This window comes from Paenibacillus sp. YIM B09110 (assembly GCF_037167145.1).
GTDB lineage: Bacteria > Bacillota > Bacilli > Paenibacillales > Paenibacillaceae > Pristimantibacillus.
On record NZ_JBANSP010000018.1, the window covers coordinates 106,347 to 131,595 of the forward strand.

Here is a 25,249-nt window from a genome sequence, read left to right on the forward strand (position 1 = left end):
TGAGCTTCAATGATTCCAAAAAGATAGACTGCTAGTGTTGACGAGTGGCAGGGGGATATGGTAAATTTTAACCAAAGTTAATAAGAGCAACCGCGGAAGCACCGTATATGACGCTAGAAATAGCGTTTAATACGGTGCTTTTTTGCGTTTGTTTTTCTCATCTGAAGAGGAGGTGTGCAGCTATGAAACGATATCAGCTTGCCGTAGCTGCGAAGGAGCAGGAATACGTAAAACGGCTGGCGGAATATGTTCGCGAGAGCCCGATTAGCCAGCAATGGCAATTGATCGCCTTCACAAATGCGCAAGCGCTGAAGGAGCATATCGAGAAAGGGTATTCGATTGATCTGCTTGCTGTGCAGCCGGGATTGTATACAGAACTGAAAGTCGGCATCGATGCTGCAAGACTGGAAAGAATTGCGACCGTTGCACTCGTCTCGAAGCGCGGAGAGAGCGTGGGTCAGCAGAAGGAACTGCTGCAATATCAGCCGTTGCCTGCGTTGCTTCAAGGCTTGTTCGATATGTACGCGGGGGCAGGTGCTGCTGGGCATTCATCTCCCGTTGGCACTGTGTTTGCTTCGAAAGAGGGCCCGAAGGTCGTAACGGTGTACTCATCTTCCGGGGGCACGGGGAAGACCGCGCTTGCTCTTCATCTGACAAATGCTGCGGGATCACAACAGTACCGCACGTTTTATCTGAACTTGGAGCGGTGGCATTCATTAGGGGGATGGCTCGGGCATGCGAATCACACAGGAACCCAGCTTGGCATGTCAGAGCTATTATACAAGTTGAAATCCGAACCGGAGCAAGCGGGCAAATGGTTGCTTGAGCATCGCAAGCGCCATTCGTTGCTAAAGGGAGACTACCTTGCGTCCTGCACGAATGCGGAGGATCGTATAACGCTAGGCGCGGAAGATGCAGCTGGATTGCTTGCTTTGATTAAGCAGTCAGGACAATATGATCTCATCATTGTTGATCTGGACGACGGTCTGGATGAGCTTCATATGAAGCTGTTGGAAAATTCCGATCAGATATTGTGGCTCGTAAGCGACGATGAAGGTGTTCTTGCAAAGCAGCGGCTGGCCTACCGCTATGGCGAGCAGAAGTGGGGACCGCGGTTTCAACGCATGGTTCAGAAGGTCCAATTGATTCACAATCGCGCGAAGACGAATGCGTTGCCGCCGACTGTTAATCGGGACGGCATACCGTATATGCCAATTTCATTGCCAGATGCGATGGAATGGAATAGCTATAGCGCGTCATCAGCTAAGCTTCTATCATCGCCCTCATACAGAGCTGCAGCAGGAAGGCTGATGAATTATATGCTGAGAGGCGGAGAGCAGCATGCGGTTAACGGATGAAGTGGTGCTGTCGCTCCGCAACAGCGTTCGTGCCAAGATCGATTTCAACGGCACCTTGTCTGATGATAGTTTAATGCGAATTGCTGAAGATACGGTATTCGAGTGGTGCACGAACAATCCGCTTACGGCAAATGAGAAAGTGCTGCTTGTGCGCAGGCTGTTCCATTCCTTCCGCGGGCTTGATATTTTGCAGCCGTTAATGGAGGACGCTTCCGTGACGGAGATCATGATTAACTATCATGCGGAAATTTTCATCGAGCGTCATGGGAGGATGACACTGTATCCCGTAGCGTTCGAGAGCAGGGAGCGGCTCGAGGATTTGATTCAAGCCGTAGTTGCAAGCGTGAACCGAGTCGTGAACGAATCTTCGCCAATCGTCGATGCTAGGCTCAAGGACGGCTCGCGGGTACATGTCGTGCTTCCTCCTGTCGCGCTCAAAGGGCCATGCATGACAATCCGGAAGTTTCCTGAGCAGCCGTTAACGATGGACCAGCTGATCTCATACGGCTCATTGTCAGCGGAAGCTGCAAGTTTTCTAGAGAAGCTCATTGTATCGCAATACAACATTTTCATAAGCGGCGGAACAGGTACTGGCAAGACGACCTTTCTTAATGCGTTGTCGCAATTCATACCGAGTGACGAGCGAATCGTAACGATTGAAGATTCGGCTGAGCTGCAGATTCGGACCTTGCCCAATCTCGTGTCGCTCGAAACGCGCAATGCGAATACGGAGGGCAAAGGGGAGGTTACGATTCGCGATCTGATTCGAGCTTCGCTGCGGATGAGGCCGAACCGAATTATCGTTGGCGAGGTGCGCGGCGGTGAAGCTTTGGATATGCTGCAAGCGCTAAATACAGGCCACAGCGGATCGATGTCAACCGGCCACTCGAATGGAGCGAAGGATATGATTGCGAGACTGGAAACGATGGTATTAAGTGCAGCGGATATGCCTGTACAGGTTGTTAGACAGCAAATATCGTCTGGGATCGATATTGTCGTTCATCTGTCGCGCTTCCGGGATCGAACGAGGAAGGTGACGGAAATATGCGAGATTCTAGGTATGGAGGGCGGCGAGGTGCAGTTGAATCCTCTGTTTCGTTTCCAAGAGGACGGGGAGAGAGATGGCAAAGTCATCGGCGAGCTGCGCCCGACAGGCAATATTCTGCTGCATACGGACAAGCTCGTTATGGCGGGTCGGCAGCAGAAAAGCGGGGAGGCTGTATGGACATGAGCGAGCACCCGATACGCGGTTTGCTGTATTGGTGTGGATGGGAGAATCATGTTCAAGCGCCGACTGTTAAAACAGCTACTGCTAGGCAATCAACACTTCCCGATTATCGGCATTATAGGCTGACCCATGGGCAATTTGCTATCGCTGCTATTGCCGGGGCGCTAGCGCTGTTCGGGGCTGTTTATCTGTTCTACCACTCCGTCATCATTGCCGCTATGTTCTCCTTGGCAGGTGTTATAGCACCTAGATATAGGAGAGCAGCGCTCCTGCTGCAACGGAAGGATAGGCTGAAGCTGCAATTTAAGGAGGCGTTGTTCTCGCTTGTCTCTTCGCTCGCTGCCGGACGCTCGATCGAAAATGCGTTTGTATCAACGCTGGATGACTTACGGCCATTGTATCCCGATCCACGTACCGAGCTGCTGATTGAATTCCAAATTATTAGCAATCGATTGGATCATGCCGAGCCGCTGGAACAAGCGCTCCGAAGCTTCGCGGAGCGGGCAGGCATTGACGAGATTACGCAATTCGCCGATGCGCTTGCTGCATGCAAGAGGTCGGGCGGAGATCTGATCGAGGTGATGAAGCGCACATCGGCGATTATCGGCGAGAAGCTGGAGACAGAACAGGAGATAGCGGTTATGGTCGCTCAGAAGCGGTTCGAAGGCAAGATTATGATGGCTGTGCCTTTCGTTTTTTTAGGATTTCTCAGCTTTGCCGCACCTGACTATATGGCTCCTTTATACAGCGGGCTCGGTTACTTGCTCTTGACTGCGGCACTCGGATTGCTGCTCTTCTGCTTCTGGATTATGAACAAAATGATGGATATTCGAATGTAGGAGGATGGGGCTGAGGTTCGAGGTGGATGTTCTAATTGCCGTTGTTTTAACTGGAGTATGGCTTTATATGGTAGGTGCAACCGGACTGCGTACGGTTTGGCTGGGCCTCAAATCAAGCAACGGAGCTTCGCGAAAGCATGGACCTGGCTTTCAAAGTCTTATCCTTACAGAACCATTCGTTCGAATGTTGGAGCGTCTTCGTCTGTTCGATACGATGCAGCTACAGATGGGCAGCTACCATATGAAGCTGGTCATTTTGAACGGCGCTGACTGGACGATCGAGCGAACGAAGACAGCCGCAGGAGGTGCTGTATCCATCGGATATGCGGCATTAACGGCTTGCGCCTGGCTTAGCTCATTATCCGGTGAGCGCGTACTAATGCTGATGGGTATCGTCTTCGGCGTCGTACTGCCGCTTCGCCAATTCGTTGATGCGGGACGTAAGGTAGAGCGCCGCAAGCAGGAGATTATTGCTGAGCTGCCTGACATGTTAAGCAAGCTGATGCTGCTTGTAGGAGCAGGCGAGACCGTACAACATGCTCTGGCAAGATGCCTGGACGGAAAGGAAGCAGGAAAGCACCCGTTGTATATCGAGTGGGGACATGCGGTAATTGCGCTGCGCAATGGCCATTCCTTCAGCTCGGCGATGGAGCGGTTCAACAGGAGATGCGCCGTGCAAGAGGTATCGGTATTCACAACAGTGCTGCTTCTTAACTATAGGCGTGGAGGAGAGCACTTCGTACTTGCCTTGCGTGAGTTGTCCTATACGCTTTGGGAGAAAAGAAAGGCGGTCGCAAGATCGCGTGGCGAGGAGGCATCCTCTAAGCTCGTATTTCCGCTAGTGGGAATTTTATTCGTGTTAATGATTTTAGTCGCTGCGCCGGCTGTTCTATTAATGTCTTAACAACAAACGATGAATGAGAGGGAGATGTACGATGAGAAGAATGAAAAATACGGTCCGCAAGTTTTGGAAATCAGAGGAGGGTCTTGGCACGCTTGAAATTATATTGATCATTGCAGTCGTTATCATTATTGCTTTGCTGTTCAAAGATTGGATTATTGAGCTAATCGAGCGGCTGATGGGTAAAGCGGATGACCAAGCAGATCAAATCTTCTCTTAAGCGAAGCAAGGTTCGTTCCATGTTAGCCAAGCCCGCGGCAGACATAGCCCGAAGCGAGAGCGGCAGCTTCACGCTAGAATCGTCCATCGTGATGCCGATGCTGCTCGCAGCTATTATGTTGTTCATCGTATTCGGTATGTATATCTACCAGAAGGTTGTCATTTATTACGCCGCCTCCTCTACAGCAGAGAGAGCCGCCTTCGCTTGGGATAATAGCCATCGCGATACAAGGAGCGGCATGCTCATGAAGCCTGAATATGACGGCTTGTATTGGAGAATCGGAGACAATCAAATGCTGCAAAGCTTGTTCGGTTTAGCCCGGGGAGGAGGCGGCGCATTAGTGGAGTTGTCAGACAGTCAAGGCGATGCCGGCGCTATAGAGGCTTTGCCGGAGCGCAAGCTGATGCAGGCAGCCGCTTGGCTGCGTGACGATGAGATTCATTACAAGGGGGAGCTTTCTTTCGCCCATGGAATATTGCAGAACGAAGTGCTAGTAAAGCTGAAGCAGCCGCTCGATCTATCATCCGGTGTGCGCCAAGACGGCTGGTTAGGCAGAGAGCCGAAGACCGTTGCTGCAGCTATTGTGGTCGATCCCGTCGAGTTCATTCGCAATGTCGATCTCGTACGTTATTATACGAGCCGGTTTCAGAACCGGAGCGGAGGTCCGGCGATATCGAAGACGAAAGCTGCTGAGGCGCTTGCTCCCTATCAAGATGCTGCCGCAGGAGCAGCTCCATGAAGTCCGTCTCACGGTCAGCAAGGAGGGGAAACGTGATGAGGAGGCTACGATTAAGAAATTTGGTTTTTCGAGAGGATGGCGCAGCAACCGTATTTGCCGTTATCGTTCTTTCCTCCCTGTTGTTATTTTTTGCTGTACTTATTGATTATGCGCGCATCGGGGCGCTTCATAAGCTCACAGAGGATACGGTAAGGTCTGGCGTAAGATCCGTCTTATCCGCCTACGATGCGGGACTCTATGAGCGTTATGGTTTGTTCGCTCGTGGAGGTACAAGCGGACAAACGATATTCGAACATGCAGTATCAGTGAACATGGAGGAAGAGAAAGGGGGTAGCAGCGGATTCAGTATCGTTGGCGGACAAGTAGAGTCAACAGATCTTCAGACTGCTGACGTGCTTGGCAGCCACGATATATTCGCCAGGCAGGTGCTGGAGGATATGAAATATAAAGCTCCGATCGACTTTACGCTGGAGCTTGTGGCGAAGTTCGCGCCAATGGCTGGAGAGATGAAGGAGGCTGCCGTCGCTGTTGGCCTGCTGGAGAGCATGAGGAGATTGTACGAGAAGCGTGAAGCGGCGCTTGCCCTTGTGCTGGCTATGCAAGAGCAAGCGGCCGCAGCGCTGGGCGGCAGCGGAATGGGCGAAATGATTCCCGTGAAAGCAAGTGGATCAGGCGGGAATGGAGATACAGTGGCTGCCATCGCAGGTGGGTTCGCAGCTTATGCAGCGAATGTGCAACATGATGAATCACTCCAAGAAGATGAGGAACCGCTGTATGCCGAGGCTATAGCCGCTTACGAGCAGCATGCGAGCTCGCTTGCAGGCAGTCTTCGAAGGCAGAGCACAAGCGTACAGCAACAGCACGCGAAATTAAAGGGCAAAGCGTTCCAGGAGCTTGAGGAGGCTAGGAAACTGAATGATGAGATGAAGCTTCTTGAACAGCAAGTGGATGCAGCGGCTAATCGATCAGATTATGACGCGGTAGGCAGCCATGCGGAGCGAACCGGCGGAGTACGGCTTCCTGACAGTGCCGCTTCCGATATTGAGGAGATTAAGCAATCGGCGAAGCAAATGATATTGCCTGACAACTGGTTTCAGCAATATAAGCTGGAGCTGGAGGGACAGAATGCGGCAGCAGCCGCATTCGACATGGATGCTGGCAGGTTCCAATCGAATGTATCGGCGGCAATATCAAGGCCTGTTGCCAGCAGCTCTAGCCAAACTTTAATGTCGGCTGTTGCTGCAATGAGGCTGTCTTACGGGGAGTATGAGGAGAGCTACGTACAGCCGGCGACTATTATCGGAAAACGAAGAGCGTTGCTCCAAGACGCCGAGCTGAATAACCGATTGAAGGAGCAGGAAGCGAAGGCGCAGTCGCTATGGCAGCAAGCTCGAAATATGCTTGATGGCTTCGGATCCGTTCCGCAGTTGGAGGAGCATATCAAGTTATACGAGGAGATCCAGCAGAAGCGGGACGATAATTTGAAGTTTAATCAGAAGCAATCTGAGGCGGCGCAATCGACGGTAGACAATCAATCTGGCGAAGCGCATGAGGCTGCAGAGCGGTCCCAGCAATTCATAGGCGAATTGTTCACAGGCATGTCAGGCATGCTTGAGCGATCACGGGATACAATCTATTACGGCGAATATATCGTAGATCGCTACACGGTGTTTGCTCCGCAGAACCTGAGGGCCATGCTTTTGAACGGTGATACGGCGGAGCTCTCGCAAGCTGCATCGTTCCATAATCAGGAGGCTGAATACGTTATCTATGGTTTTCATAATCCAATAGGAAACTTAGCTGCCGCGTATGGGGAACTGTTCGCTGTGCGTATGGCGATTCGAACGATGGAGGGGCTTATTCAGAGCCGGTCGCTAGGACATCCGCTTCTTATTTTATCCGCTGCGCTTATTTATGGTCTTGAGAAAACGATCGAGGATATGATTGCGTTCACGGAACGCGGCTCGGCCCCGCTATCCAAGTATGTGAAGACAGAAGTATCGTACATGGATTATTTGCGGCTGTTCATGCTTGTTCATAGTGCGGATCAAGCAGGAATGCTATCCCGTATGATCGCCGTTATCGAGCAAAATACAGGCACTGTGCTGTCGGCTACGCCTTCTGCGGTTACTGGTGAAGCGAAACTATCGATGAAGCTGTGGTTTTTGCCTGGTGCCATGCACATGGTGGGGAAGTTCGGATTATTGGAAGGAAAGGTTGTTGGCAATCGTTATGAGACTATACAAACAATCGGCTCGTCGTATTGATAAGGGGAATACGAGATTTAATAGCGAGCAGGGTTCGATTGTTGTAGAAGCTTCTTTTGTCATGCCGCTTATACTCATTTTATTGCTTGTTTTTATCGTCCTAATTCGGCTATGCGCTGTTCAAATGGCTTTGCATGCGACTGCTTCGCAAGCTGTTCGTCAGATTGCTGCACATATTCATCCAATTGACCTGGCTCTTCAGCAAGCAGCTGCCGTGAATCCGCTTGAAGCGGCATCGCCGCTACCGAAGAGCAGTTGGGGCGATATTGCGTCAGAGGCCGCCGAATGGCTTCCGAATCCAGCTGGCGGTTTGATTTCATCTGCGCTTCGAGGAGATTGGAAGCCGCTGCAGGATATGGCGGCGACGGAGCTCGGACGCTCCGTTGTAGAGCCAATATTGCGCGAAGCTGCCGACCAGGCGATCCTTGATCCAAAGCGAATAAGACTAAGCCATCTATCATTACCTGATCTATCGAAGGAAACCGAGCCCCTATTAACGATGTCGGTTGAATATGAGTTTCCGCTTAAGCTGCCGTTCTACGGCAAGCCGATCCTACTCCGGGATCAAGCGTCCGAACGAGTATGGGTAAGTGATGCCGCCGCTGCTGCTTATGGTCATGAAGCAGAAGGAGAGGACATCATACCGCTGCAAATTGTGTCTATCGAGCCCTCGCCTCTGCGGCCAGGGAGGAAGGCAACGGTTGTCGTCAAGACTAACCCAGGCACTTCCGTTTCGCTGGACGTTATATACAAGAGCGGGCATAGCAAAGCGAAGCACTTGGGCGCAACGACAGCCGATGAAAGCGGGTATGCGACATGGACTTGGCATGTATCGGGCAATACGACGCCAGGCAGCTGGATGCTGACAGCCACGGCAGCAGCTCAGCAGGAGCATAGCGTGTCGCAATATTTTGTTGTGGAGAAGGCAAATGGGGATTAGGAAGGAGTGGTTGTGACGTGGACGCAGTGACAATTATAGCAGCAGCGATCCTTCTTGCGGCGGCATTCATTACGGATATTAGCAAGCAGATCATACCGAATTGGTTAACGATCCTATTTTTTGGCTGCGGCTTTCTGTTTCATCTGATTGCGGACGGCATTCAGGGCGGAGGGATGTCCGTTGCCGGCGCGGCAGCCGGTTTCATCCCGCTTCTTCTTCTGCATTTGGCCAAAGGTATCGGAGCGGGCGATGTTAAGCTGTTCGGGGCGCTAGGCGCATGGGTAGGTGTAGGCAATGTATTGGAAGTGCTGATGTATTCGATCCTGTACGCGGGATTGATCGGCATCGCGGTTGCGGTCATATATCGTCCGTTCAGCAGCAAGCTAACGTTCGGAATGACAGCCTTACTCGTACCAGGCGAGGAGCCAAAGAGGAGGCAATGGCTGAAATTTGCAGATTCGGGTCAAAAGTTTCCATTCATGCTCGCTGTCGCTCCTGCAGCGATAACCGTATGGATGATGTTAGACTGAAACGGAATAGATCGATGAGTGGAAGGAGGAAGCGGGAAATGCAAAAGTTTAGAATTGATTTCTCTATGAATCGCGGACATGAAATGCTGATTGACACTGAAGACGGAATTCAGCGGAGCAGTCTCGATGACATCGAGCTTCATATGCTGCGAGGCGAGAAGATTCCATATTTATTGCCTGTCGACTGGTTCGAGCTTGACGGGATGGTAACCTTCCGATACGTGCTGGATGGTTATAAAATGCTGCTTCATCGGCTTCAATTAGGAACGCTTACGATGCAGCAATATTATTCGCTTGTGCTAGGTTTAATCGATGCGCTAAGCGAATGCCGCCATTACATGCTTAGACCGGAGGGCTGTCTGCTGGACGAATCATTCATCTTTATTGGCGAGCAGCTGCATGATGTGCGCCTAGCTTACGTTCCCATTCAAGTTTCCGATAATGAAGCTGCCACAAGCAGCGAGTTAATGTCGCTTATCGTACGATGGACATCCTACGTGGATGTACTGGACGGCGAAGGCTTAAAGCGGATACTGCGCCAATTGAGCAGCAACAAGTGGCCGCTGGCAGAGCTGCGGACTACGGTGCTCGAGCTAATTGGCGGATCATCGGCAGTTGGCCATCATCCACGTATTGCTCAAACAATTTTGAGGCCTCCTCAGTATGAGGAACAAGAATATGCTTCAGGTGAGACCCGTTCACGGCAGGAGGTTGTATTCCAAGAGCAGGCGCGGCCAATGCCGCCACAATTGTCGGAGCGACTACATATCAGGATGGATACTGAAGATGAGGAACTTTTCACACAGCAACAGATAGCGAACGTGAATAAATTTAAGTGGATAGCAGCTGCTATTACACTACTCGCAGCAGCTTGTATATGGCGTTTTGTTTATCTTGCATCGCCATCAAACCAAAGTATGCTTATAAGCGTTGCTATGATGCTTCTATTAGCAGCAGTCGTTATCGTTGTATGGAAAAGGAATGTCCGCATATCGATTGAGAGTGAGGATATGGATTTAAATTTGGATCAAGAGTCCGCTTACGATGAAACCGGCGCCGCTTCCGAATTTGAAGCCTTATCCCAGCCGCAAACACTACATAACCGATACAATCATTTACTTTCTGCAAGTACGGGCGATAGCCAGGTGAATCGCAGTGATACAGCTGAAGCAACTAATCACCTTCCCATGAAGCCGGGTGCCACCAAAACGGGGCTTCTAGAGAAAATCGCCACACCAGGCATGGAACCGACGGTGCTCCTTGGAAAGTCACAGAAGGAGACGAAGGTTGAACTTGCAGCAAAGCTGTATCGTCGTTGGCAAGGGGAGGATAATGTAATTGAATGGGCGGAGCCTATGCTAAGGATAGGAAGAGCAGGGGATCAAGGAGGGTATGAGGAGCTGGCGAGCGGTATATCTCGTATGCACTTGGAATTCATGTATTCGGAAGGCGAGAGGGTGGCTAAGGATCTTGGCTCAAGTAACGGCAGCACATTAAACGGTGAACCAATGATACCGTATAAAGCATATAAAATAACCGACGGCGATAGGATACAGCTTGCAGGTGCAAACGGGCCTATGTATGAGTTCCGACTTGAATAGCGGAATCAGGTATCTTATTTGCGGGCGAAAATAGCGTTCAAACAGCTCTCAGCGGTTGGATACTGAAATGTGAATCCGAGCTTCATTGATTTGCGGGGAATAGCATGCTGACCTTCGAGCACAAGCAATGACATTTCACCAAGCAACGTCTTCAATAGGAAGGAAGGCACGGGAAACCAGTGCGGCCGTCCCATCGCTTTGCCGATGGCCCGTCCGAACTCATCGTTGCGAAGCGGCTCTGGAGCGGAGGCATTAACAGCACCGCTGATGCTGTCATTGTCCAAGCAGAACAGCATCAGCTGAACGATGTCGTCGACATGAATCCATGACAGCCACTGCTTGCCGCAGCCAATTCGGCCTCCTCCGAACAGCTTGTACGGAAGCGCCATAAGCGGGAAAGCCCCTTCCTTGCGGTCTATGACAAGGCCGACGCGCAGCTTGACTAGCCGTTCAGCAGCAATGGAATCTGCTGCGAGTTCCCATTCCTTAACGACACCCGACAAGAAGTCGGTAACATGAATAGGGCTATTCTCGTCGAACTCCCCGTCCAGCGACATCCCATAGGCGCTAATGCCGGAAGCATTGATAACGACCTTAGGTTTATGCGCAAGCGAATCATATAGAGCGGCGATGCGGGCCGCTGCAGTGAGACGGGATTGCAGGATACGCTGCTTGGCTGCTGCCGTCCAGCGCTGATTGATCGATTCACCGGACAGGTTAACGATCGCATCGATGCCCTCCAGTAAGGAGGGCTGCTGCGCTATTTGGTCCCAAGTTACATAACGGGAAGTTTGAGGCGAACCGTTAAAAGATTCATTACCACTGACAGTACGTGTAATAATGACGACTTCATCCGATCGAGCCAGCAGCGCCTTCGTCAGCGCTTTGCCAATAAATCCAGTTCCTCCGGCGATCGCAACCCGCATCGTTACCGCTCCTTTAGTTATCTAATGCAATGCTGGACAGCCACAGTTGCTTGTTGTTGCTGTCGATTTCTTTCTCCGTATACTCGAATTTCACTTTCGCTTCTTCCGGCAAGGCGTCAATAGCCGCTTTTTGCTCTTCGGTTATTTGGAATACCGCTGCGCCTGATGCCGTTACAATTTCTATAGAATGGGTGTCTACGATCCCTGTGAACGTGCCTGTGTCTGACTTCGTCTCGGACACATTCGTTTCGCCCTCCGAAGTATTCTCATCACCGTTAGTCGCTGCATCGTTATTGGAATTATCCGAGCCTTCTACATCAGGATCGATCATGCCGTTTCCATCCGGCAAATCTTCAACCTGTTGAGGCGGAGTGTTGGTTGCATCCGGGATTTCGCTTCCTGTTTTGGCCGAGTTGCCTCCTCCACATGCGGTTGCGGCAAGCATGACGGCTAGCAATAGAGCGCTTGCGGCCACTGATTTCGTGCGTTTATTGCGTTTCGATGAGTTCATCAAATGAACCACCTCCTGAAGTTTTTATATAGGTATGTACCCATTTAAACGAATGTTGAACGGCATTGGTTACATTAATTTTGTGAGAACGTCATTCGGGAACAAATGAAGAAAGCCGCGAAAGCGGCTTTTCCTCATTTATTGAGCAAATGTTTATAAGGGGCATAGTCGATGCCCTTGCGGTCAAGAAACGTAACAAGACTCCGGTAATCACGTTTTGGCGTTGCGCGTATGTATCCTTCGATGCAGTGGTCGCGCGTAACGGAATTAGCGCCGTGTTCGATCGCTACTTGGCCGATCTTGGCTGCGATGGAATGTTTAGCTATATCGCGAAAGGCGCTAGGAACAGGGGAAACAAGCTCGTCCAGCAGCGACTTGGAGTCATCGTTCCACATGCTGCGGCTGCGCTCGACCCAATAGTTTTGCCAATCGAGCTTGGACTTGCCGTCCCGCATCGGAAGCACCTTCAGAAATTTTCGAAACATGAAAAATCCGCCAATCGACATAGCTCCCACCATGACAACAGCCCAAAAGACAATAAAATACATAAACCAATCGGGAGTACCCTTCATCGTCATCCTTCACCTCACAAACGAATTATACCGTATTCCTAGATTTATTTCGACATTCCTTGTAAAATAGGGAGGATCAACGAAAAAGGGGCGTTTAAAGGATGCTAAAAATAGGTTCCCATGTATCGTTTTCGGACAAGGGTCTGCTTAATGCGGCTCAAGAAGCAGTATCATACGGTTCAAGCACATTCATGATCTACACCGGAGCGCCGCAGAATACGAGGCGCAAGCCGATTGATGCGTTATATATTGAAGAAGGCAAAGCGGAGATGGAAGCGGCGGGTATTAATGAAATCGTCGTCCATGCTCCGTACATCATTAATTTGGGCTCGTACAAGGAAGATACGTTCGAGCTCGCGGTCAACTTCCTGCAGGAAGAAATCCGCCGTACCGATATGATCGGCGTACGCAATATTGTTCTTCATCCAGGAGCTTATACAGACAAGGATGCCGAGTTCGGCATTGCCCGCATCGCGGACGGCCTTAATCAAGTGCTTGAAGGCACGAAAGAAACGAACGTAAATATCGCACTGGAGACGATGGCCGGCAAGGGAACGGAAATCGGCAGAAGCTTCGAGGAACTAGCAGCGATTATCGATAAAGTGCAAAATAACGATCGTCTGACGGTTTGTATGGATACATGCCATATGCACGATGCAGGCTACGACCTTATCAACGATCTCGACGGCGTGCTGGAGAAGTTCGATCGCACTGTAGGTTTGAATCGCGTAGCCGTCGTCCACGTTAATGACAGCAAAAATCCGGTCGGCGCTGGCAAAGACCGTCATGCACCGATTGGCGCAGGCTGGCTCGGACATGATGCGATTAAGAGCATCGTGCATCATGAAGCGTTGCAAGGCCGTCCTTTCATTCTTGAGACGCCATGGATTGGCAAACAAGACAAGACAGAACGTCCGATGTATGAGGCCGAGATCGCGCTGCTCCGCGGCGATGCCCGCGCACGCTTCGGCGAATCTTTCTTTGAAGACGTAGAACGTCTGCATCATTTCTTCGGAAAACAGGAGATCGATCCAAGACTATTCGTGCTTTCGACTTGGGAACTGCTGAAGAACGACGCGAAGGCGAAGAAAGCCGATCCGCGCGAACCGATGGAGCGTCTGTACGATCTCGTGCTAGCGGACAACCCGCTTTCTTCATCGTTGTCGGAGGAACAAATCAATCAACGGATTACAGCTTGGTTCGGCGGCAAGCATCTGCTTGCTACGGTATAAGCGATTCTAAATATAAAGAGCAAAGGAAGTAACCCAAGATGTCATCACAAGCCAATCAATCTCAAAGTGCGGCATCATCAGCCGATAAGAGCGGACGCGCGCGTATGCTGATCTCTTGTCCGGACCGTCCGGGCATTGTGGCTGCCGTTTCGCATTTTCTGTATGAACACGGAGCTAACATTGTTCAATCCGATCAGTATACGATGGATCCTGAGGGCGGTATGTTCTTTATCCGCTTCGAATTCGTTCTGAATGATCTGGATCGCGAGCTGCCGATACTGGTCGAGGATTTCGCCAGAGTAGCCGATCGTTTCGATATGAAATGGCATACGTTCCGCGCAAGCCGTAAGAAACGCCTAGCTATCTTCGTGTCGAAGGAGGATCATTGTCTATTGGAGCTGCTATGGCAGTGGAAGGCAGGAGATCTGGATGCCGAGATATCGATGGTTATCAGCAATCACTTGGACATGCAAGAATTGGTCCAATCTTTCGGTATTCCGTACCATCATATTCCGGTAACGGCAGATACAAAGGCGGAAGCGGAGAAGAAGCAGCTGGAAGTCGTTGCCGATAAGGCCGACATCATCGTGCTTGCCCGCTATATGCAAATTATTTCGCCGAAGTTCATCGAGCAATTCCCGAACCGTATTATTAATATTCACCACTCGTTCCTGCCTGCATTCGTCGGCGGCAAGCCGTACGCACAGGCTTATACGCGCGGCGTTAAGCTGATCGGCGCAACTGCTCATTATGTAACGGAAGAGCTGGACGGCGGACCGATCATCGAGCAGGATGTCGAGCGCGTAAGTCATCGCGATAACGTGAATGAGCTTAAGCGTATCGGACGCACGATTGAGCGTGTCGTACTTGCCCGCGCCGTGAAGTGGCATATCGAAGACCGGGTCATTGTACATCACAACAAAACGGTTGTATTCAATTAGTCCGATCATTTTAGGATGGAAAACAGCCATTCAGAGTGATACAATGTTCAAAGTTGTTTAATAGGCTTAAGAACGTATCGTTCATCGTAAGTTGTGAAACGATAACAAATTAGATTCAACTATTAGGAGGAAACAGGAATGACTGTTACACAAAAATCGATTGACCAATTGTCGATTGATACGATCCGTACGCTTGCGATCGACTCGATTGAGAAAGCGAAATCCGGTCACCCAGGCATGCCGATGGGCGCTGCGCCAATGGGGTATCAATTGTTTGCCAAAAATATGAACCACAACCCGTCCAACCCGACTTGGGTTAACCGCGATCGTTTCGTACTGTCGGCTGGACACGGCTCGATGCTGCTATACAGCCTGCTGCACCTATCCGGCTACGATCTTCCGCTTGAGGAACTGCAAAACTTCCGTCAATGGGGCTCGCTTACTCCAGGTCACCCAGAGTACGGCCACACAGCTGGCGTAGACGCTACGACAGGTCCGCTTGGACAAGGTATCGCAATGGCTGTTGGTATGGCAATGGCTGAAGCTCAGCTTGCAGCTACTTACAATAAAGAAGGCCATAACGTAATTAACCACTTCACATACTCCATTTGCGGCGACGGCGACTTGATGGAAGGCATCTCCCATGAAGCAGCATCGTTCGCTGGCCACCTTGGTCTTGGCAAATTGGTTGTTCTCTATGATTCGAATGATATTTCCCTTGACGGCGAATTGAACCTGTCCTATTCGGAGAGCGTTCAGAAGCGCTTCGAAGGTTACGGCTGGCAAGTTCTTCGCGTTGAAAACGGCAATGATCTTGGCGCACTGTCCAAAGCGGTTGCAGAAGCGCAAGCCGATCTGTCCCAACCGACTTTGATCGAAGTTAAAACAGTTATCGGCTACGGCAGCCCGAACAAAGGCGGCAAAGGCGGCCATGCAGGTCCTCACGGTTCTCCGCTTGGCGCTGACGAGACGAAGCTGACTAAGCAAGCTTACGGCTGGAACGAAGAGCACCAATTCCACGTGCCTGACGAAGTGCGCGCACACTTCGCAGAAGTGAAAGCTAACGGCGAGAAAGCCAACGCTGCTTGGGACGCTGCTTTCGCTGCATACAAACAAGCTTTCCCTGAGCTTGCTGCTCAATTCGAGACAGCAATCGCAGGCGAACTGCCTGAGGGCTGGGACGCTGCGCTTCCTGTCTACACGACAGAAGACAAGCCAGTATCGACTCGCGTCGCTTCCGGCAACGCGCTGAACGGTCTTGCAGCTAACGTGCCTAACTTGGTTGGCGGTTCGGCTGACCTTGAGAGCTCGACAATGACTCACTTGAAAGGCTTGACACAATTCAAGCCAGGCAGCTACGACGGCCGCAACATATACTTCGGCGTTCGTGAATTCGGTATGGCTGCAGCAATGAACGGTATTGCGCTTCATAGCGGTCTGAAAGTGTTCGGCGGTACGTTCTTCGTATTCACCGACTACCTGCGTCCGGCTATCCGCCTTGCTGCTATCATGAAGCTTCCTGTCGTATACGTGCTTACGCATGACAGTATCGCTGTCGGCGAAGACGGCCCTACCCATGAGCCAATCGAGCAGCTCGCTTCGATCCGTATCATTCCTGACCTGACAGTTATCCGTCCGGCTGATGCGAACGAAACTTCCGCAGCTTGGGCTTATGCAACGGAAAACACGGATGGCCCTGTGGCACTCGTTCTAACTCGTCAAAACTTGCCTATCCTTGAAGGAACGGTTAACAACGTTCGCGAGAACCTAAGCCGCGGCGCCTATGTCGTATCCGACGCTGCTAACGGCAAGCCGCAAGCTCAAATCCTTGCGACAGGTTCCGAGGTTCAATTGGCAGTAGCTGCTCAGAAGGCGCTAGCAGAAGAAGGCATTCAAGTTCGCGTTATCAGCATGCCGAGCTGGAATCTGTTCGAGAAGCAATCCAAAGAGTACAAAAACTCGGTATTGCTTCCTGACGTTAAAGCTCGTCTTGCCATCGAAATGGCTCATCCGTTCGGTTGGGAGCGTTACACTGGCGATCAAGGCGACATCCTTGCGATCGATCGTTTCGGAGCATCGGCTCCTGGCGACCGCGTAATTAAAGAGTACGGCTTCACAGTTGAGAATGTCGTTAGCAAAGTAAAAGCTTTGCTGTAATAGCGATTTCTGCGCATTAGCAATCGATAGATAAAGGAGCTTACAAATACGATGTCCCAATTCGAAAATGTAACAGTCGTCAAAAAAGCGAACGTTTATTTTGACGGCAAAGTAACAAGCCGCGTAGTCGTATTCCCTGACGGAACGAAAAAAACGCTTGGCATCATGCTGCCAGGCGATTACGAGTTCGGAACGGATTGCGTTGAGATTATGGAAATCCTTGCCGGCGATCTGAAAGTGCTGCTTCCGGGCGAAACGGAATGGCTTCACATTCAAGGCGAAGGTGAATTCACTGTACCTGCGAACACGAAGTTCAAGCTTCAAGTCGCTACGGTATCCGACTACTGCTGCTCGTACATCTACGAGTAAGCCGAAGTCATGCAAGAAAGAGGGCTGCACGCTTAGGCGTGCGGCCCTCTTCTTCGTTTGATGGACGGTGAAGCCGCAAAATTCGATTTTTCGTTACAAAGAACGCTGCAATCGAATTGTTTCCGCCCTTCGAATGGGATAAAGTTAATGGAAACAAGATACAGGCTAGGAGGCTTACCTTTCATGAAACAAAAAAACTATACACCGCTTATCGCGATCTTATCGGTTGTGCTTGTCGCCATCATCGCCGTGCTGTTCTTCTTGCCGGCTTACGACGGCGAAGTGCATTTCGACGTGACGATATTGCCGCTGCTGAATGCGATCTTCAATTGCTTTACCTTCATAGCGCTTGTCGTTGCCTTGACAGCTATTCTAAAGAAAAACGTTCGGATGCACAAAGCGTTTATCTTCGCCGCGTTCGGCTCGACGACGCTGTTCCTGGTCTCTTACGTGACGTACCACTACTTGACGGAATCGACCAAATACGGCGGCGAAGGCATTCTTCGCTCGATCTACTTCTTCGTCCTGCTGACGCATATCGTGCTCGCAATCGTAGTCGTACCGCTTGCTCTCATGTCAGTCGTAAGAGGGCTGTCGATGCAGGTAGAGAAACATCGCAAAATCGCAAGATGGACGATGCCGATCTGGCTGTATGTAAGCTTCACCGGGGTTGTCGTATACCTGATGATCTCGCCATATTACGCTTAACACACCAAAAAGGGGTTGCCTTTGGTCGATAAAACGACCAAGGGCAGCCCCTTCTGCATATTCAATTAGTCGCGGCCGTTCAGCTTGCGTCCGATCCATTGCTCGTAGGCTTTGCCTACGCTAGCCATGTCGAGTGCGCCGAGACCCATGGAGTCGCCCACTTGGAATAAGCTCTTCGCTGCTTCCAGCATCGGCGTTGGCACTTTAAGGCTGTCCGACAATACCGACGACAACCGCAGATCCTTCAGCATAAGCTCCAGCGAAAATTGTACGTCGTAATTGTCCTCAAGAATTTTTGGACCTTTCAACTCCGCTGTACGGCTCGCCGCGCCGCCCGACTGCACGAGCTCGATGAACGCTGCGCCGTCAATGCCGCCTTTGGAAGCAATAGCCATACCTTCGACGAGCGCGACGGCATTGATGCCGACGATTGTATTATGAGCCAGCTTAGCGGTTGCGCCGCTTCCGCTTGCCCCCATCGGAATGACTTTGCGTCCCATAGCCAGCAGGATGTCTTCTACACCCGATAAAGTCTCGTCCGCTCCGCCGACCATAAATACGAGCGTTCCGCCTTCGGCTGCCGGCTTGCTGCCCGTTACCGGAGCATCCAGGAAGCCGGCTCCAAGTCCTTCGGCAGTTGCCGCAAGCTCCAATGCCAGCGTTGGCGAAATGGTGCTGCTGTCAATCAGCGTCATACCGCTGCGGACGGCTGCGAATACACCGTTCTCGCCCCAGTATACTTGTCTAATCGCATCGTCGTTACTGATCATCGTAATAACGATGTCCGATGCAGCCGTTACTTCGTAAGGAGAGCTAAGCTCGGTCGCGCCAAGCAGGGTAAGTTCTCCTGCTTTGCCTGGCGTACGGTTATATACGCTCACTTGATGGCCTTTGCGCAACAAATTAGCTGCCATACCGATACCCATTACGCCTAGCCCGATAAATCCGATTTTTTTCATGACGATTTCCTCCGCTCCAAAATGGACTTTTCTGATCAATTATACATCTACTTCGAAAAGTTTTCATGGTTTGCGAGCTTGTTTTTATATGGTAAATCCGATATTCTAGAGGCTAAGTTGAATTAATGTTATCATAAACACGGTTTGTGTACATGCTTGACCAAAACCTAGGAGGTCTCAATTTCCATGAGCAAAACAGTAAAGTTTGACTACAGCAAAGCGCTGACTTTCGTCGGTCAGAACGAGCTTGATAACCTGGCGGGCGCGGTACGCCTCGCACATGACCAATTACATAACGGCACGGGAGCAGGCTCGGATTATTTGGGCTGGATCGATCTTCCGACCAATTATAATAAAGAAGAGTTCGCTCGCATTAAGCAAGCGGCAGACAAGATCAAATCCGACTCCGAAGTGCTGATCGTTATCGGCATCGGCGGTTCTTACCTTGGCGCGCGCGCGGCGATCGAGATGTTGTCGCATTCGTTCTATAATATTTTGCCGAAGGAAGAGCGTAAGACGCCTCAAATTCTGTTCGCAGGCAACAACATTAGCTCCAACTATGTGACGCACCTGCTGCAGCTTGTTGAAGGCCGCGACTGGTCGATCAACGTCATCTCCAAGTCCGGAACGACGACTGAGCCGGCTATCGCATTCCGCGTATTCCGCGCTGCGCTTGAGAAGAAGTACGGCAAGGAAGCAGCCCGCAAACGTATTTACGCGACGACAGACACATCCAAGGGCGCTCTGAAGAAGCTGTCCAATGAAGAGGGCTATGAATCGTTCGTCATTCCTGACGACGTAGGCGGCCGTTACTCCGTTCTGACAGCTGTTGGCTTGCTGCCGATCGCTGCAGCCGGCATCGACATCGACGCCATGATGCAAGGCGCTGCCGACGCATCCAAAGAATATGCCAATCCGAACCTCGCAGAGAACGAGGCTTACCAATATGCCGCAGCACGGAACGCGCTCTATCGCAAAGGCAAAGCGACAGAAATTCTCGTTAACTACGAGCCGGCGCTTCACTTCGTATCGGAGTGGTGGAAGCAGCTGTTCGGCGAGAGCGAAGGCAAAGACTACAAAGGTATCTTCCCAGCCGCCGTTGACTTCTCCACGGATTTGCACTCGATGGGTCAGTTCATTCAAGAGGGCAACCGCAATATTTTCGAGACGGTGATCCAGGTGAATGAAGTAGCCGAGCAAATTACGATCGAGCATGATTCCGAGGATCTTGACGGACTTAACTTCTTGACGGGCAAGACGATGGACTTCGTTAACAAGAAAGCATTCGAAGGAACGCTTCTTGCTCATACGGACGGCCAAGTGCCTAACCTGATTGTGAATATTGCCGATATGACTCCATACTCGTTCGGCTACCTCGTTTATTTCTTCGAGAAAGCTTGCGGCATCAGCGGCTACTTGCTCGGCGTTAATCCGTTCGATCAACCTGGCGTAGAAGCGTATAAGAAGAACATGTTCGCATTGCTTGGCAAACCGGGCTTCGAGAAAGAAAAAGCGGAGCTGGAAGCACGCCTGTAATCGGCTGCTGCCAATAGTTCCAGCCCATGCTGAACAACTATCGGACGGTCAGAAGCGAATCAAGCGCGGAGGTCGTCATCAAGAAGTCCCGATTCATCGGTTATGCGAAGCCGGTGGAGACGGAGGAGGAAGCGATCGCCTTTATTGATGAGATCAAGCGGCTGCATCGGCAAGCGACTCATAATTGCTCAGCTTATATGGTCGGCGAGCGCGATCAACATCAGAAGGCATCCGACGATGGCGAGCCTAGCGGAACGGCGGGCAAGCCAATCCTTGAAGTCATTAAGAACAAAGGATTGAAAAATGTAGCCGTTGTCGTGACGCGCTACTTCGGAGGCATCATGCTCGGTGCAGGCGGACTTGTCCGAGCCTATACGGATGGTGCTGTGGCAGGAATCGAGGCCGCTGAGGAAATCGTATACGTGCTGCATAGAGAAGTGTTCGTGGATGTCGATTATACGTGGTACGGCAAGCTCGAGAACGAGCTTCACGGCCGAGGGACGCGAGTCGGCGGAACAGACTTCACCGATCGCGTTATCGTCCGCTGCCTGCCGGAGGAGCATGAAGCTGAAGCGTTCATTGCGTGGATGACCGATCTGACGCAAGGTCAGGCCGTGATCAGCGAGGGTGAGAGCCGGTACTTCATTGAAGGCGAATAACATAGGGAAGGAGCATTGGCGGCAGCTTGTCGCCTCTGCTCCTTTTATTACATCTTTTGCTATAAGTTTTCGGAATGAATTTCATCAGAAATTGTTAATAAACCATTGACTGCGACCTTAATAGGATGCTACATTAATAATACCTAGTAACTTAATAGGAATTATGTTTTTTTGCTTTGCTACACCTACGGTACGAACCGATGGTCTGGAGGTTAAGTCACAGTGAATGCCATGTTTCGCGGAAAAGGATGGAGCTTTGGTTTTCGGAGCGCCATTATGCTTTATTTTGTTATCCTTATCGTGTTGCCTATTGTCGGAATTTATACGCAGTCGTTCTCACTGGGCTGGCTTCCTTTTTGGGAAAGCGTTTCCGACCCGTTAGCTTTGAAAGCCGTATTTCTAACGATCAAGCTTTCGGTAATTGCGACTATTATGAATGTGTTTCTAGGAACGATGATCGGCTGGGTGCTGATCCGCTACCGCTTTCCGGGGCGCAGACTGCTTAACAGCTTGGTCGATTTGCCGTTTGCATTGCCTACGGCAGTAGGCGGGCTGATGATTTTGCTGCTGCTTGGTCCGGGAAGTCTCGTTGGAGGTTTGGCTGGCAAGCTAGGCATCGAGATTGTTTTTCATGAACCGGCGATCGTTGTTGCGATGCTGTTCGTGACATTCCCGTTCGTAATCCGGGCGATCCAGCCGCTGCTTGAAGAGCTGGATAAGTCGGAAGAGGAAGCGGCTTATATGCTGGGCGCATCTCGTGCCAAGACGTTCTTCAGCGTTATCTTTCCTTCGATGCTGCCGGGTATATTAAGCGGAGCCATGCTGGCTTTCTCCCGCGCACTGGCCGAATTCGGCGCAGTCGTACTCGTAGCTGGCAATATTCCTGGGAAGACGCTTATTGCATCGGTATATATTTTTGGAGAAATCGAGAGCGATAATCCGCAAGGCGCGGCGGCCATATCCGTCATGCTGCTGACGCTGTCCTTCCTTATTCTTTGGACCGTTAACCTCATTCAAGCAAGGAGGTCGGGACAATGAGGGTAAGAAGGCTATGGATTACGCTAACTTATATTGTATTTGCACTGCTGCTAATCGCTCCGCTGGTGAAAATTTTTACTGGATCGTGGGCAGATGGGTGGAGCGGCTTCATCGAAGGCATTAGCCGGAAGCAATCGCTGCATGCCTTAATGATGACGGGGATTATTGTAGTTATCGTTACGGCGCTTAACACGGTATTCGGCATTATGCTGGCGTTGTACCTCGTACGTGCCGAATGGATCGGCAAACGAATGAAGCGTCTGCTTAACAGTATCGTTGATTTACCGTTCGCGGTATCGCCGGTTATCGGAGGCTTAATGATCGTTCTAATTCTTGGCCCTAACACTGTCCTAGGTACCTTGTTCGAGGACGCAGGAGTCAAGATTGTATATGCGCTGCCGGGTATGGTGCTTGCTACGCTATTCGTTACGTTTCCGTTAATGGTGCGCGAGGTCATGCCGGTGCTGCAGGAAATCGGCTCACAGCAGGAAGAGGCGGCCTCGACGCTTGGGGCATACTCATGGTATACATTTTGGAAGGTAACATGGCCCGCTATTCGCTGGGGCGTTATCTATGGCGTCGTGCTTACTGTAGCGCGGTCGCTTGGCGAATTCGGCGCAGTATTGGTCGTCTCGGGCAACATTATGAACAAAACGCAAACCGCTACTACGCTCGTCTATCAGGATGTTGAAAATTTCAACGTTGTTGCCGCCAATGGCATCGCGCTTGTGCTTGCGGCCTTCTCTGTAGGACTGCTGCTATTGATGGAATGGGCGAAAAAACGAAAGGAAGTGCACTGATCCATGCATATTGAAGTGCGTAATCTTGATAAGAGCTTTGGCGATTTTCACGCCGTGCAAAATGTTAGCTTCGAGATTGAAAAAGGACATCTCATCGGTTTGCTAGGACCGAGCGGCGGCGGCAAAACGTCGATTCTGCGCATGCTGGCGGGACTTGAGACGCCTTCCTCCGGCGACATCCTGTTCCATGGCAAGCGTGTCAATGATCTGCCTCCACAGGAGCGCGGCATTGGCTTCGTATTCCAGAACTATGCATTGTTCAAACATATGACCGTATATGATAATATCGCGTTTGGCCTCAAAGTAAAGAAGCAGTCGAAGGAGCAAATTCGCGAGCGCGTAATGACGCTGGTCGAGCTGACCGGTCTCAAAGGTTTCGAGCATCGTTATGCGCATCAGCTATCCGGCGGTCAACGGCAGCGTGTTGCGTTCGCTCGCGCGCTGGCGCCTGAGCCTCAGTTGCTGCTGCTCGATGAGCCATTCGCCGCAATCGATGCCAAGATCCGTACGGAGCTTCGTACATGGCTGAAGGAAATGATCGAGCGTGTCGGCATTACTTCGATCTTCGTAACGCATGACCAAGAAGAAGCGATTGAAGTTGCGGATGAAATTATGATTATTAGCAAGGGCAAGCTTGAGCAGAAGGGGACGCCTTGGGAAATTTACAAAAATCCGCAGACACCTTTTGTTGCCAGCTTCATCGGCGAGTCGACCATCGTTGAAAATGTTGCGAAGCTCAAAGGCTTCGAGGATGCGAGCAAGGTCGCCGGCACGAAGGCGCTTATCCGACCTGAGTATATCGAGATCGGCAAGCCGGGCGAGATTAGACTCGCTTCCGCTGCAATGGACGGCAAGGTGAAGCACATTCACTTCCGCGGCAGTGAATGGATGGTCGAGCTGGAGGTAGGCGATACGAAGCTGATTACGTACCGCTCGTTGGAGAAGGAAGTTCTGCATCCTGGCGATGAAGTTAGCATCCTCGTCCATCGTGCTTATTTGTTCAACGACAATCAAAGCTGGATTGAAGAGAACAAGCTGAAAGTCGATCCGATGCCGATTCATATTTAACACGGGGTCTAGACGAACTAGCCTTTCATCTTAGCAGAAAGAGTTGTATGCGAACATGAAATTATACCTGACAACAAGCCAGCGACTGATCGCTTTGCTATTGACTGCGGTGCTGCTCATTACAGCAGGCTGCAGCAGCAACGGGCAAAACGATCCCAGCGCTGAATCTTCCGTACAAGACGGCGATGTAACGCTTGTAATCGGTGCATATTCGGTTGTTAAGGACGCCTTCGGAGATATTCTCCCGGCGTTTCAAGCGTACTGGCTGGAGAAGACCGGCCAAAAGGTATCCTTCCAGGAATCGTATGAAGCATCAGGTACTCAGGCGCGTGCGATTGCAGGCGGCTTCGAGGCGGATGTTGCGATTATGGCTATGGAGGGCGACCTCGACAAGATCGCTGATGCCGGGTTTATTACGGAGGATTGGAAGAAGCAAAGCAGCGGCGGCATGATTACGAATTCGATCGTCGTTATGGGGACGCGCGAAGGCAATCCGTTAGGCATTCAGGATTGGGACGACATCATTAAGAGCGACGTTAAGGTGCTGTATCCTAATCCGAAGACATCAGGCGGCGCTCAATGGGATATTAACGCGATCTACGGAGCCGGTCTGAAGAAGTCGGAGCAGGAAACAGGCTCGAAGGATCCTGAGTATGCGAAGAGCTTCTTGAAGTCGGTGCATGAGAATGTGGAGTCGCTTGATAAGAGCGGCCGGGCGTCCATGGCTGCCTTCGAATATGGAGTCGGCGATGTCATCGTGACATATGAGAATGAGCTGTTATCGCGGATTAAGCAAGGCGTCAATTACGATATCGTCATTCCGTCCAGCACGATACTAATCGAGAACCCGGCTGCGGTCGTCGATAAGAACGCCGATAAGCACGGTACGCGCGAGCTTGCTGAAGCGTTCATTGCTTACTTGCACAGCGAAGATGCTCAGCGGGTTTTTGCGGATTACGGCTTCCGTCCGGTGAACGAGGCGGTCGTTGCTGACACGGCTAACCGATTCATCGTTCCAGAAGGACTGTTCGACGTTTCGTATCTCGGCGGCTGGGCAGAAGTGAAAAAGACGCTGTATTCGAAGAAGGGCGTCTGGTATCAGGTGTTGGCAGATTTATAGTGAAATGCACAGGGAACCTCCTTTCAGAGT

The 25,249-nt window shown here is 51.1% G+C and carries 25 protein-coding genes; 21 read left to right on the top strand and 4 right to left on the bottom strand.

Features of this window, described 5'->3' with window-relative positions:
• Window positions 1–182 precede the first annotated feature (182 nt).
• The 10 genes from V8F51_RS22840 to V8F51_RS22885 are packed head-to-tail and all read left to right on the top strand — an operon-like array spanning window position 183 to window position 10,623.
• Complete coding sequence (locus V8F51_RS22840; RefSeq protein ID WP_337102807.1) at window positions 183–1,358, top strand: hypothetical protein; 1,176 nt, start codon at window positions 183–185, stop codon at window positions 1,356–1,358.
• On the top strand, window positions 1,342–2,589 hold the full coding sequence (locus tag V8F51_RS22845) for a CpaF family protein (RefSeq protein ID WP_337102808.1): 1,248 nt from the start codon (window positions 1,342–1,344) through the stop codon (window positions 2,587–2,589). The genes V8F51_RS22840 and V8F51_RS22845 overlap by 17 nt, the downstream gene beginning before the upstream one ends.
• Window positions 2,586–3,425, top strand: a complete 840-nt coding sequence (locus V8F51_RS22850) for a type II secretion system F family protein (RefSeq protein WP_337102809.1) — start codon at window positions 2,586–2,588, stop codon at window positions 3,423–3,425. The genes V8F51_RS22845 and V8F51_RS22850 overlap by 4 nt, the downstream gene beginning before the upstream one ends.
• A gap of 4 nt (window positions 3,426–3,429) precedes the next feature.
• Window positions 3,430–4,329 carry a type II secretion system F family protein gene (locus V8F51_RS22855; protein WP_337102810.1) on the top strand — a complete coding sequence of 300 codons (900 nt, stop codon included), beginning with the start codon at window positions 3,430–3,432 and terminating at the stop codon, window positions 4,327–4,329.
• A 31-nt stretch (window positions 4,330–4,360) separates the two neighbouring features.
• Entirely contained in the window at window positions 4,361–4,546 is a 186-nt protein-coding gene (locus V8F51_RS22860) for a Flp1 family type IVb pilin (protein ID WP_337102811.1), read from the top strand.
• Window positions 4,518–5,285 carry a TadE/TadG family type IV pilus assembly protein gene (locus V8F51_RS22865; RefSeq protein WP_337102812.1) on the top strand — a complete coding sequence of 256 codons (768 nt, stop codon included), beginning with the start codon at window positions 4,518–4,520 and terminating at the stop codon, window positions 5,283–5,285. Before V8F51_RS22860 ends, V8F51_RS22865 begins: the two co-directional genes overlap by 29 nt.
• Window positions 5,286–5,320: 35 nt before the next feature.
• On the top strand, window positions 5,321–7,552 hold the full coding sequence (locus V8F51_RS22870; RefSeq protein ID WP_337102813.1) for a hypothetical protein: 2,232 nt from the start codon (window positions 5,321–5,323) through the stop codon (window positions 7,550–7,552).
• The gene (locus tag V8F51_RS22875; protein ID WP_337102814.1) at window positions 7,518–8,492 is read left to right on the top strand and encodes a hypothetical protein; all 975 of its coding nucleotides are present in this window, start codon (window positions 7,518–7,520) and stop codon (window positions 8,490–8,492) included. Before V8F51_RS22870 ends, V8F51_RS22875 begins: the two co-directional genes overlap by 35 nt.
• Before the next feature lie 17 nt (window positions 8,493–8,509).
• Window positions 8,510–9,022: an A24 family peptidase gene (locus V8F51_RS22880; protein ID WP_337102815.1), complete on the top strand. Its 513-nt coding sequence runs from the start codon at window positions 8,510–8,512 to the stop codon at window positions 9,020–9,022.
• Window positions 9,023–9,060: 38 nt separating this feature from the next.
• A complete protein-coding gene (locus tag V8F51_RS22885) occupies window positions 9,061–10,623 on the top strand; it encodes a DUF6382 domain-containing protein (protein ID WP_337102816.1) in 1,563 nt (520 codons plus the stop codon).
• Between the two features lie 14 nt (window positions 10,624–10,637).
• Here the strand turns inward: V8F51_RS22885 and V8F51_RS22890 are convergent, their stop codons facing one another.
• The 3 genes from V8F51_RS22890 to V8F51_RS22900 all read right to left on the bottom strand — a co-directional run bounded on the left by V8F51_RS22890 (window position 10,638) and on the right by V8F51_RS22900 (window position 12,632).
• Window positions 10,638–11,549 (bottom strand): TIGR01777 family oxidoreductase, encoded by a 912-nt coding sequence (locus V8F51_RS22890; protein WP_337102817.1) that lies wholly within the window; start codon window positions 11,547–11,549, stop codon window positions 10,638–10,640.
• 13 nt (window positions 11,550–11,562) lie between these two features.
• Window positions 11,563–12,060, bottom strand: coding sequence for a hypothetical protein (locus V8F51_RS22895; protein ID WP_337102818.1), 498 nt, complete (start codon window positions 12,058–12,060; stop codon window positions 11,563–11,565).
• Between the two features lie 134 nt (window positions 12,061–12,194).
• Window positions 12,195–12,632, bottom strand: a complete 438-nt coding sequence (locus V8F51_RS22900; RefSeq protein WP_337102819.1) for a DUF2621 domain-containing protein — start codon at window positions 12,630–12,632, stop codon at window positions 12,195–12,197.
• Between the two features lie 101 nt (window positions 12,633–12,733).
• Here V8F51_RS22900 and V8F51_RS22905 point away from each other — a divergent pair, with 101 nt between their 5' ends.
• The 5 genes from V8F51_RS22905 to V8F51_RS22925 all read left to right on the top strand — a co-directional run bounded on the left by V8F51_RS22905 (window position 12,734) and on the right by V8F51_RS22925 (window position 18,039).
• Window positions 12,734–13,864, top strand: a complete 1,131-nt coding sequence (locus V8F51_RS22905; protein WP_337102820.1) for a deoxyribonuclease IV — start codon at window positions 12,734–12,736, stop codon at window positions 13,862–13,864.
• A 38-nt stretch (window positions 13,865–13,902) separates the two neighbouring features.
• On the top strand, window positions 13,903–14,805 hold the full coding sequence (purU, locus tag V8F51_RS22910) for a formyltetrahydrofolate deformylase (RefSeq protein ID WP_337102821.1): 903 nt from the start codon (window positions 13,903–13,905) through the stop codon (window positions 14,803–14,805).
• Between the two features lie 138 nt (window positions 14,806–14,943).
• Window positions 14,944–16,962 (top strand): transketolase, encoded by a 2,019-nt coding sequence (gene tkt / locus V8F51_RS22915; protein ID WP_337102822.1) that lies wholly within the window; start codon window positions 14,944–14,946, stop codon window positions 16,960–16,962.
• Between the two features lie 51 nt (window positions 16,963–17,013).
• Complete coding sequence (gene ppnP, locus V8F51_RS22920; RefSeq protein WP_337102823.1) at window positions 17,014–17,331, top strand: pyrimidine/purine nucleoside phosphorylase; 318 nt, start codon at window positions 17,014–17,016, stop codon at window positions 17,329–17,331.
• A gap of 183 nt (window positions 17,332–17,514) precedes the next feature.
• Window positions 17,515–18,039 (top strand): DUF420 domain-containing protein, encoded by a 525-nt coding sequence (locus tag V8F51_RS22925; RefSeq protein ID WP_337102824.1) that lies wholly within the window; start codon window positions 17,515–17,517, stop codon window positions 18,037–18,039.
• 65 nt (window positions 18,040–18,104) lie between these two features.
• On the opposite strand, the gene V8F51_RS22930 is transcribed toward V8F51_RS22925, so the two are convergent.
• Window positions 18,105–18,998, bottom strand: coding sequence for an NAD(P)-dependent oxidoreductase (locus V8F51_RS22930; RefSeq protein WP_337102825.1), 894 nt, complete (start codon window positions 18,996–18,998; stop codon window positions 18,105–18,107).
• Window positions 18,999–19,184: 186 nt separating this feature from the next.
• On the opposite strand from V8F51_RS22930, the gene V8F51_RS22935 reads away from it, so the two are divergent.
• The 6 genes from V8F51_RS22935 to V8F51_RS22960 all read left to right on the top strand — a co-directional run bounded on the left by V8F51_RS22935 (window position 19,185) and on the right by V8F51_RS22960 (window position 25,219).
• On the top strand, window positions 19,185–20,534 hold the full coding sequence (locus V8F51_RS22935) for a glucose-6-phosphate isomerase (RefSeq protein WP_337102826.1): 1,350 nt from the start codon (window positions 19,185–19,187) through the stop codon (window positions 20,532–20,534).
• Window positions 20,535–20,560: 26 nt separating this feature from the next.
• Complete coding sequence (locus V8F51_RS22940; protein WP_337102827.1) at window positions 20,561–21,193, top strand: YigZ family protein; 633 nt, start codon at window positions 20,561–20,563, stop codon at window positions 21,191–21,193.
• A 231-nt stretch (window positions 21,194–21,424) separates the two neighbouring features.
• On the top strand, window positions 21,425–22,231 hold the full coding sequence (gene cysT / locus V8F51_RS22945) for a sulfate ABC transporter permease subunit CysT (protein WP_337102841.1): 807 nt from the start codon (window positions 21,425–21,427) through the stop codon (window positions 22,229–22,231).
• Window positions 22,228–23,031 carry a sulfate ABC transporter permease gene (locus V8F51_RS22950; RefSeq protein ID WP_337102828.1) on the top strand — a complete coding sequence of 268 codons (804 nt, stop codon included), beginning with the start codon at window positions 22,228–22,230 and terminating at the stop codon, window positions 23,029–23,031. Before cysT ends, V8F51_RS22950 begins: the two co-directional genes overlap by 4 nt.
• A 3-nt stretch (window positions 23,032–23,034) precedes the next feature.
• The gene (locus V8F51_RS22955; protein ID WP_337102829.1) at window positions 23,035–24,099 is read left to right on the top strand and encodes a sulfate/molybdate ABC transporter ATP-binding protein; all 1,065 of its coding nucleotides are present in this window, start codon (window positions 23,035–23,037) and stop codon (window positions 24,097–24,099) included.
• Between the two features lie 55 nt (window positions 24,100–24,154).
• Complete coding sequence (locus tag V8F51_RS22960; protein ID WP_337102830.1) at window positions 24,155–25,219, top strand: sulfate ABC transporter substrate-binding protein; 1,065 nt, start codon at window positions 24,155–24,157, stop codon at window positions 25,217–25,219.
• Window positions 25,220–25,249 lie beyond the last annotated feature (30 nt).

Bases quoted from the DNA above. Each gene is read 5' to 3' on its own strand.
- V8F51_RS22930 (WP_337102825.1), bottom strand. From the start codon at position 18,998: ATGAAAAAAATCGGATTTATCGGGCTAGGCGTAATGGGTATCGGTATG.
- purU (WP_337102821.1), top strand. From the start codon at position 13,903: ATGTCATCACAAGCCAATCAATCTCAAAGTGCGGCATCATCAGCCGAT.
- V8F51_RS22935 (WP_337102826.1), top strand. From the start codon at position 19,185: ATGAGCAAAACAGTAAAGTTTGACTACAGCAAAGCGCTGACTTTCGTC.
- V8F51_RS22940 (WP_337102827.1), top strand. From the start codon at position 20,561: ATGCTGAACAACTATCGGACGGTCAGAAGCGAATCAAGCGCGGAGGTC.
- V8F51_RS22845 (WP_337102808.1), top strand. From the start codon at position 1,342: ATGCGGTTAACGGATGAAGTGGTGCTGTCGCTCCGCAACAGCGTTCGT.
- V8F51_RS22955 (WP_337102829.1), top strand. From the start codon at position 23,035: ATGCATATTGAAGTGCGTAATCTTGATAAGAGCTTTGGCGATTTTCAC.
- V8F51_RS22850 (WP_337102809.1), top strand. From the start codon at position 2,586: ATGAGCGAGCACCCGATACGCGGTTTGCTGTATTGGTGTGGATGGGAG.
- V8F51_RS22875 (WP_337102814.1), top strand. From the start codon at position 7,518: ATGAGACTATACAAACAATCGGCTCGTCGTATTGATAAGGGGAATACG.
- V8F51_RS22855 (WP_337102810.1), top strand. From the start codon at position 3,430: ATGGGGCTGAGGTTCGAGGTGGATGTTCTAATTGCCGTTGTTTTAACT.
- V8F51_RS22960 (WP_337102830.1), top strand. From the start codon at position 24,155: ATGAAATTATACCTGACAACAAGCCAGCGACTGATCGCTTTGCTATTG.
- ppnP (WP_337102823.1), top strand. From the start codon at position 17,014: ATGTCCCAATTCGAAAATGTAACAGTCGTCAAAAAAGCGAACGTTTAT.
- V8F51_RS22900 (WP_337102819.1), bottom strand. From the start codon at position 12,632: ATGAAGGGTACTCCCGATTGGTTTATGTATTTTATTGTCTTTTGGGCT.
- V8F51_RS22895 (WP_337102818.1), bottom strand. From the start codon at position 12,060: ATGAACTCATCGAAACGCAATAAACGCACGAAATCAGTGGCCGCAAGC.
- tkt (WP_337102822.1), top strand. From the start codon at position 14,944: ATGACTGTTACACAAAAATCGATTGACCAATTGTCGATTGATACGATC.
- cysT (WP_337102841.1), top strand. From the start codon at position 21,425: ATGTTTCGCGGAAAAGGATGGAGCTTTGGTTTTCGGAGCGCCATTATG.
- V8F51_RS22860 (WP_337102811.1), top strand. From the start codon at position 4,361: ATGAGAAGAATGAAAAATACGGTCCGCAAGTTTTGGAAATCAGAGGAG.
- V8F51_RS22865 (WP_337102812.1), top strand. From the start codon at position 4,518: ATGACCAAGCAGATCAAATCTTCTCTTAAGCGAAGCAAGGTTCGTTCC.
- V8F51_RS22925 (WP_337102824.1), top strand. From the start codon at position 17,515: ATGAAACAAAAAAACTATACACCGCTTATCGCGATCTTATCGGTTGTG.
- V8F51_RS22905 (WP_337102820.1), top strand. From the start codon at position 12,734: ATGCTAAAAATAGGTTCCCATGTATCGTTTTCGGACAAGGGTCTGCTT.
- V8F51_RS22885 (WP_337102816.1), top strand. From the start codon at position 9,061: ATGCAAAAGTTTAGAATTGATTTCTCTATGAATCGCGGACATGAAATG.
- V8F51_RS22870 (WP_337102813.1), top strand. From the start codon at position 5,321: ATGAGGAGGCTACGATTAAGAAATTTGGTTTTTCGAGAGGATGGCGCA.
- V8F51_RS22890 (WP_337102817.1), bottom strand. From the start codon at position 11,549: ATGCGGGTTGCGATCGCCGGAGGAACTGGATTTATTGGCAAAGCGCTG.
- V8F51_RS22950 (WP_337102828.1), top strand. From the start codon at position 22,228: ATGAGGGTAAGAAGGCTATGGATTACGCTAACTTATATTGTATTTGCA.
- V8F51_RS22840 (WP_337102807.1), top strand. From the start codon at position 183: ATGAAACGATATCAGCTTGCCGTAGCTGCGAAGGAGCAGGAATACGTA.